Source organism: Tabrizicola sp. (assembly GCF_036781545.1).
In the GTDB taxonomy this organism is placed as follows: Bacteria; Pseudomonadota; Alphaproteobacteria; order Rhodobacterales; family Rhodobacteraceae; genus Tabrizicola.
The window spans coordinates 1-7,575 of the sequence record NZ_DAIQAT010000169.1 but is presented as its reverse complement, the minus strand read 5'-3'; the positions used below and the strand labels follow the sequence as shown (position 1 = coordinate 7,575).

Sequence of the window (7,575 nt, the reverse complement as noted above, 5' to 3'; positions counted from 1 at the left end):
GTGACCCCCCGCAAGGTGGCCTACGAGATCGACGCGGAAGCCGCCGCCTGGAACACCGACACCCCGACCGAGGGCGGCAACTACGGCCACCGCGCGGGCCACAAGGGCGGCTATTTCCCGGTCAACCCGGTGGACGAGGCGCAGGACATCCGGGGCGAGATGCTGTCCACCATGAAGCGGATGGGCATCAAGGTCGACAAGCACCACCACGAGGTCGCGACCTGCCAGCACGAGCTGGGGATGATCTTCGGCGGGCTGGTCGAGCAGGCCGACAACATCCAGAAGTACAAATACGTCATCCACAACGTGGCCCACGCCTACGGCAAGACCGTGACCTTCATGCCGAAGCCGATGAAGGGCGACAACGGGTCGGGGATGCATGTCAACATGTCGATCTGGAAGGGCGGCAAGCCGCTTTTCGCGGGCGACAAATATGCCGACCTCAGCCAGGAAGCCCTGTGGTTCATCGGCGGCATCCTGAAGCATGCCAAGGCGCTGAACGCGCTGACCAACCCCGGCACCAACAGCTACAAGCGGCTGATCCCGGGCTTTGAAGCCCCGGTCCTGCGCGCCTATTCCGCCCGCAACCGGTCGGGCTGCGTCCGGATCCCGTGGACGGAATCGCCGAAAGCGAAGCGTGTGGAAGCCCGTTTCCCCGATCCGTCGGCGAACCCCTACCTGGCTTTCGCGGCGCTCTTGATGGCTGGCCTTGACGGGATCCGGAACAAGATCGACCCCGGCCCGGCTTCGGACAAGGACCTGTACGACCTGCCCCCCGAAGAGCTGGCCGAGATCCCGACCGTCTGCGGTTCGCTGCGCGAGGCGCTGGAGGAGCTGGAGAAGGACATGGACTTCCTGCTGGCGGGCGACGTGTTCGACCGCGAGCAGCTGGAGGCCTACATGGCGCTGAAATGGGAGGAGGTCTATGCCTACGAGCATACCCCCCACCCGATCGAGTATCAGATGTACTACTCCTGCTGAGCCTTCGGAGCAGGGACGAAAAGGGCGCCTGCGGGCGCCCTTTTCTTTTGGGTGCCCACGCGCGGGCAGCTTTTCGATTCCTGTGAAATCAAGCGCTTGGCTTCGGGCATTCACGTCTTGGAAACCATGCTGCACGCGGCTAACCTGCGGTTGCAACAGGCGGCGGGAGAGCCATGGCGGACAACCCTTTCCGGAAGAAGCCAGGCAAGGCGCGCCCGGACATCTGGGCCTCGGGCGGGCAGCGGCCGCCGTTCGATCTGCGCGCGCTGGGGCGGGCCAGCCTGCATCTGTCACGCGAGGGCGTCGCAAGGGTCCATGCCTGGGCGGCACGAGGCCTGCGGCGGGCGGCGATCAACGTGAAGAACGGCGCGGGGCGGATCCCGTCGGGAAAGCTGGGCCGGGCGGAGCGCTTCGTGCCGTCGCACCTGCGGGTCGCGGGATGGATCAGGAACCTTGCCGCCACGCTGTCCCATGCCAGCGCCACCGCCGACGAGGATGTGACGCGCGGCAATGCGCTGGTGTCGGAAATCGCACCGCATCTCTGGGAGGTAGCACCCGCCGTCGCCGAGCCGGCACCGCCGCCCGTGCCTGCACCCGACCCGTCCGACACTCCGCCCGTCGTGCTGGCCGAACCGAAGCCGCGGGAGGACGACCCGCTCGCCGCGATCCGCGACGATCTGGCGGGACGGGCGCCGCAGACGGGCAAGGCGCCCCGTGCGGCTTGGGCCCCCCCGGTCGGCCCGACCGCCCCCCCGGCGCCGCCCGGCCCGGTGGCGGAAGGCGCGATCCAGGTCGTGGGCTGGCTGCTCGGCTGGGCGACGACGGCCGTGGCGCTGCCCTACGGGTTGGTCCGCGCGCTGTGGCTCTGGGCGAACGGGCGCGACCTGAAAGGCATCCGCGCCGAGGACTGAGCGCCGCGCGGATCGGGACGGTTCTCAAAATGAGCGCTGACGCGCGAAGACTCCTCGTCTCGCGGGTTTGCGTGAAGGACGCAAACCCGCTCGGACGTGCCTCCGGCGGGGATATTTGGTGCCAAGTGAAAGGGCTTGAGGGAGGGCGCGCGGGCGCCTTTGAGCAGGGTGGGGCCAACCCACCATCACCCCGACTGGTGGGTCGCGCCCACCCTACGCCAGCCTGGCTTGCACGAAGGCCAACACATCCGCCCGGACCGGATCGGTCTCGAAGGCCTGACCCCCATGGCCTGCGCCGGGGACGAGCTTGTAGTCGATGGCGGCCTTGGGATCGGCGGCGATCCAGGCCTCGCGCAGGCGCTTGGCCTGCAGGTCGGCGACCATGGTATCGGCATCGCCGTGCCGGATCAGGATCGGCGGCAGGGGCTCGCGCATCCGGTCGAGCCGGGCCAAGGGGCTGACGGCATGTGCCGCGGCGCGCTTTTCGCCGACCGGGAAGCCCAGAAGGCGGCTTTCCGGGCTGGCGGCATCGTCCGCCGGACCGCGCGAGGGCGCCCGGCCCAGGGTCTTCAGATCGGCGTCCAGCGTCGAGAAATCCATCGGGCCATAGAGGCTGACCACGCCCTTCGGGGACAGGCCGACCTCGACTAGGCTGAGGGCGGTCGTCACCGCCAGATAGGCCCCTGCCCCCTGCCCCATCAGCACCATATGCGCGGGGTTCAGCCCCAGATCGGCACCGTTCCTTTGCAGATGGACCACTGCCGCCAGCGCATCGTCGGCCTGTGCGGGCCATTTCGCCCGGTCCGAGAGCCGGGTGTTGACCCGCACCACCGCGATCCCGGCCTCCAGCCATTCGGGCCAGACCGCCGTGTCCGACTTGTCGCCGGTCGCGAAATCGCCGTCGTGGAAGATCACCAGAACCGGGGCCGCATTCCCCCCGCTCGGATAGCGGATATCCAGCACCTGCGACGGATCGGTCCCATAGTCCAGCTCCGCATCGCCGGGCATGCGCCAGCGCCAGAGGGCCAGCCCCCCCGCCGCCGCTGCGACACCGCCGATCAGCAGGGTCCGTCGGATCAGTCCGGGCATGTCAGCCTCCCTGCGATGCGGGTGATGTCGGAGGAAAGGCGCGCCTCGAAGCGGGACACCCGCCCGGCCGCGATGGCCTCGGCGCTGTGGAGCGCGCGCCAGGTGAGACGGGCCTTCGGGGCACAGGGCTTGAGGATGGACAGGCGCAGGATGCGCCGGACCGGACGGCGCAGCACCAGCCAGTCGACCCAGGCCGGCGCGCCCATCGTGGTGACCGCCAGCACCTCGCGCAGGCTGTGCAGCCGGGGCAGCATCGGGCCGAAGTCCGGGGAATTGTCATAGGCGGTGCCGGGGGACCAGACCCGGTCGAACCAGCCCTTCAGGATGGCGGGGAAGCCGAACCACCAGGTCGGGAAGACCAGGATCAGCACCTCGGCCTCGGTCAGTTCCTGCTTTTCCTGCGGCAGGGTGGCGGGAGGCGTGGCGGGGGGTGTGTCGTAGTGGCCTCGGCGTTCCTCCGGCGTCAGGCGCGGATCGAAGCCTTCGGCATAGAGGTCGCGGCGCGTCATCTGCCAGCCTTTCGCGCGGGCCTGCGCCTCGACCGTGGCGGCGAGCCGGGCGTTCAGGCTGTCGCCCAAGGGATGCGCGAAGACCATCAGGCAGCGAGTCAATGCATCGCCTCGCGGAGCGCGGCATAGTCTTCGGGCGCAAGCTGGTTGGCGTCGACCACGATGGTATGGATGGCGAAGAGCACGGCCCCGGTCCGCGGCAGGCGCATGAGGGTCTGGCGTTCGCAACGGACATAGGATTTGCCGGTCGGCTGCTTGCGCCAGTCGCCCTCCACCCGCGGGTGGTGCAGCATGTAGTCGTCATAGGTGAAGAAGTTCATCCGCCAGAGCGGCTGTTCGGGCCTGATCGCCGTCAGCAGGCGGTGGACGCGGGCGGCGAGCGCGTCGTCATAGATCTCGACCGGCTGGTGGATGGCCAGCATCGGGCGGCCGACCTTCTGGGCAAGCGTCCAGCTGGCGGGGAAGCACAGGATCGCGGCGGTCAGGTCGTATTCCGCGCCATTCGACTGCATCAGGCAGAGATCCTGCTGGACGAGGCGGCCGAGGGTGAGGAGCGGTTGCTCCGGGTCGAGGGGGACGGTCACGCCGTCGGGGCGGGTGACCCGGGCGGCGGCGACGGTGAAGCCCGGCTCCTCGCGCAGCCAGTCGAGCACGGTGGCGTAAAGCTCTGCGGCGGCGGCCTCGGCCTGCCGCAGGGTGGTGTGGACAACCTCTGCCTGCGCGGCAATCAGCCGGTCGCGGAGCGCCATCTGGCCGGCATAGGCCTCGTCCACCCGCAGCCAGTCGCGGCCCTGGACCGGCTGGATGCCGGGCAGGCGCCGGGTGGCGGGTTCGGCCCAGGGCTGGAGCGGGAGCCGGTCCTGCAGGATCGGCGCATCTTGCATCGGGTTCACCATGGCGGTCTTTGACCATGGGTGCGGAGCGGCTGCAACCAACACATTTGCGACCTGGCGCGTCGCGGCTGGATCAGGCGGAGCCTTGCCGCCGGGGCAAGTTGCCGGAAAACCGGAGAGCCAGGATGACCAGCTATCACCGCGACCGCCGCAAGATCGACCCCTCGCGCGGGGCGGTGCTGGGGGACGGGACCCCGAACGACAACGACCGGGTGGAGATCGGGCCGACACAGCTGGCCTTCGCGGAATGGGCAGCGGCGGGGCTGGTGTTGCCGGACCTGTCGCGGATGCGCGAGGATCGCTGGAAGAAGCTGGTCGCGGGGCTGGTGGCGCGGGATTACGGCGGCTTGCTGATGTTCGACCCGCTGAACATCCGCTATGCGACCGACACCACCAACATGCAGCTGTGGAACACGCACAACCCGTTCCGCGCCTGCCTGCTGTGCGCCGACGGGCATATGGTGATGTGGGAATACAAGAACTCGCCCTTCCTGGTGACGTTCAACCCGCTGGTGAAGGAGCTGCGGTCGGGGGCGACCTTCTTCTACAACTCGACCGGCGACCGGGGGGTGCAGGCGGCGCAAGGCTTCGCGGCGCAGGTGGACGAGGTGATGCGGGCGCATGCGGGGGTGAACCGGCGGCTGGCGGTGGACAAGATCATGGTCCACGGGCTGCGGGCGCTGGAGGCGGCGGGGTTCACGGTCGAGGAAGGCGAGGAGGTGACGGAACGGGTCCGCGCGGTGAAGACGCCGGACGAGATTCTGGCGATGCGTTGTGCGCATGTGGCCTGCGAGGCGGGGATCGCCGAGATGGAGGCGTTCACGCGGGCGAATGTGCCGGGGGGCAAGGTCAGCGAGGATGCGATCTGGGCGGAACTGCACGCCGCCAACATCCGGCGCGGGGGGGAGTGGATCGAGACGCGGCTCCTAGCCTCCGGCCCCCGGACGAACCCGTGGTTCCAGGAATGCGGGCCGCGGCTGGTGCAGAACAACGAGATCGTGGCCTTCGACACCGATCTGATCGGGGCCTACGGTTTCTGCATCGACATCAGCCGGACCTGGTGGGTGGGCGACGCGCGGCCCTCGAACGCGATGGTCAGCGCCTTCCACCATGCGCTGGACCATATCGCCGACCACAAGACCCGCCTGAAGCCCGGCGTCACCATCGAGGAGCTGGTGAAGGGCGGGCACCAGCTGGCCCCCGAATACTGGGCGCAGAAATACAGCTGCAAGATGCACGGGGTCGGGCTTTGCGACGAATGGCCCTATGTCCACTATCCCGATGGCTGGATGCCCGGCGCCTTCGATGCGGCGCTGGAGCCGGGGATGGTGCTGTGTGTCGAGGCGCTGGTCTCGCCGGAAGGGGGCAGCTTCTCGATCAAGCTGGAGGACCAGGTGCTGATCACCGAGACGGGGTGCGAGACGCTGACGACCTATCCGTTCGACGAGAGGTTGATGGGCGGCTGACCCCTCCGGCGAGGCGCATAGCTTCCCAACCCGTAGGGTGTGCTACAGCGCACCCTACGATGCGGTCAGGTCCGTCATGGCAACGGCGCCTGGATGGCCCCGCACGCCAGCCGCCCCCACCGCTACAGCACCACCTGCGCCAGCAGACCCAGATGGTCCGACCCCGCCGCCGGGCGGAGAGAGACTCGGCCGCCGCCGGTGGCGAAGATGTGGTCGATCGGCAGGGGGAAGATGCGCGACAGGCCGATATAGCTGCCCACCATCGGCCCCGCGGCCCGGACGCCCAGGATGTCGGACATGTTCCGCACCGAATTCGCCCAGCGCACCATATTGAAGTCACCCGCCATGATCGCCGGTCCCTCAAGCTTGTCGAGGATCGGCAGCAAGAGCTTCACATGGTCCGGCTGCCCATAGGGCCAGGGCCAGTGCAGATGCACCGAGACGACCCAGAACCGCTCGGGGTTGTCCGCGGTCCCGCCCACCACCTGCATCGCGGCAAGACCGGGGCCACAGAAGGCGGTTCCCTCGACGGTCGGCAGCCGGGACAGGATCGCCGCGCCGCCGACCGCCCCGCCGGGGCAGAGGAGCTGGTGCGGCCAGACGTCCTGCAGCCCTTCCATCCAGGCCCGGTTTTCCGGCAGCACTTCCTGCAGGGTGACGAGGGTCGGATCCGCGGCGCGGATGTCCTGAGCCAGCGCCGGAAGCTCGGCGTTCCGGAAAAGCACGTTCTTCTGATAGACGCTGTACTGTCCGGCAAGCCCCGGCCAGCTGTAGGCCAGAAGCACCTGGCCCCCGGTCAGCAACGCCAGCAGCATCGAGACGAAGGCCGCCATCCGGAGCCCGGCGAAACTGGCGAAGACCGCCAGCACCAGCACCGCCGCCGCCGCGACCGCGCGCCCGACCGCAAGCGAATCGCCCAAGGGGTGCAGCCAGCCCAGGTAGCCCCCGGCCAGCCCCAGCACCGCAAGGCCAAGCCCGATCCCGATCAGCTGTTGCCAGATCCTGCCTTTGTCTTCCATTCGCCTCCCCCAAGCCGGGCGCAGCGGCGGTCGATCCGCCATGTCGTCCCACTAGCCCGATCACTGCGGCATAAATGCGTTGCGCCTTTGGCAACAGTTCGGTCTTTCTCCCCGCCACAGTTCCACCGCCGGGCTGGCGCCTGCCTTGCACCCCCCTTGTGCGCGGCGTAAGGGGGCGCGAGATGTCCTGCCTGGAGGCCGCCGATGATCCCGCGCTATTCCCGCCCCGAGATGGTGGCGATCTGGTCCCCGGAAACCCGCTTCAAGATCTGGTTCGAGATCGAGGCCCATGCCTGCGACGCACAGGCCGCGCTGGGGGTGATCCCGAAGGCCAATGCCGAAGCCGTCTGGCGCGCGAAGGATGTGGAGTTCGACGTCGCCCGCATCGACGCGATCGAGGCGGTGACGAAGCATGACGTGATCGCCTTCCTGACTCACCTCGCCGAGCATATCGGCGCCGAGGAGGCGCGCTTCGTGCACCAGGGGATGACCTCGTCGGACGTCCTGGACACCACGCTGAACATCCAGTTGTGCCGGGCCGCGGACCTGCTGCTGAAGGGGCTGGACCGGGTGCTGGCGGCGCTGAAGGCCCGGGCCTTCGAGCACAAGGATACGCTGCGCATCGGGCGCAGCCACGGCATCCATGCCGAGCCGACGACGATGGGCCTGACCTTCGCCCGCTTCTACGCCGAAATGTCGCGCAACCG

Annotated in this window: 8 protein-coding genes; 4 read left to right on the top strand and 4 right to left on the bottom strand. The window is 68.7% G+C overall.

The genetic code is table 11. The features are described 5' to 3' along the window. Both glnA and V7Q39_RS17810 read left to right on the top strand, forming a co-directional pair. The coding region (gene glnA / locus V7Q39_RS17815; protein WP_333817962.1) for a type I glutamate--ammonia ligase at nucleotides 1-981 on the top strand (981 nt) is incomplete at its 5' end. Nucleotides 982-1,154: 173 nt separating this feature from the next. After that, nucleotides 1,155-1,892 (top strand): hypothetical protein, encoded by a 738-nt coding sequence (locus tag V7Q39_RS17810; protein ID WP_333817961.1) that lies wholly within the window; start codon nucleotides 1,155-1,157, stop codon nucleotides 1,890-1,892. Between the two features lie 213 nt (nucleotides 1,893-2,105). On the opposite strand, the gene V7Q39_RS17805 is transcribed toward V7Q39_RS17810, so the two are convergent. Genes V7Q39_RS17805 through V7Q39_RS17795 form a run of 3 tightly spaced genes read right to left on the bottom strand, consistent with a single transcriptional unit; the run spans nucleotide 2,106 to nucleotide 4,386 of the window. Next, nucleotides 2,106-2,981, bottom strand: a complete 876-nt coding sequence (locus tag V7Q39_RS17805) for an alpha/beta hydrolase (RefSeq protein WP_333817960.1) — start codon at nucleotides 2,979-2,981, stop codon at nucleotides 2,106-2,108. After that, entirely contained in the window at nucleotides 2,969-3,592 is a 624-nt protein-coding gene (locus V7Q39_RS17800) for an NAD(P)H-dependent oxidoreductase (RefSeq protein ID WP_333817959.1), read from the bottom strand. Before V7Q39_RS17800 ends, V7Q39_RS17805 begins: the two co-directional genes overlap by 13 nt. Continuing rightward, nucleotides 3,589-4,386, bottom strand: coding sequence for a heme-dependent oxidative N-demethylase family protein (locus V7Q39_RS17795; protein ID WP_333817958.1), 798 nt, complete (start codon nucleotides 4,384-4,386; stop codon nucleotides 3,589-3,591). The genes V7Q39_RS17800 and V7Q39_RS17795 overlap by 4 nt, the downstream gene beginning before the upstream one ends. A gap of 122 nt (nucleotides 4,387-4,508) precedes the next feature. Between V7Q39_RS17795 and dddP the strand changes: the two genes are divergently transcribed. Next, a complete protein-coding gene (gene dddP, locus V7Q39_RS17790; RefSeq protein ID WP_333817957.1) occupies nucleotides 4,509-5,849 on the top strand; it encodes a dimethylsulfonioproprionate lyase DddP in 1,341 nt (446 codons plus the stop codon). A 122-nt stretch (nucleotides 5,850-5,971) separates the two neighbouring features. On the opposite strand, the gene V7Q39_RS17785 is transcribed toward dddP, so the two are convergent. Continuing rightward, on the bottom strand, nucleotides 5,972-6,868 hold the full coding sequence (locus V7Q39_RS17785) for an endonuclease/exonuclease/phosphatase family protein (RefSeq protein WP_333817956.1): 897 nt from the start codon (nucleotides 6,866-6,868) through the stop codon (nucleotides 5,972-5,974). Nucleotides 6,869-7,072: 204 nt separating this feature from the next. On the opposite strand from V7Q39_RS17785, the gene V7Q39_RS17780 reads away from it, so the two are divergent. Further along, nucleotides 7,073-7,575 (top strand): lyase family protein (locus tag V7Q39_RS17780; RefSeq protein ID WP_333817955.1); only part of this gene is annotated, 503 nt, incomplete at its 3' end.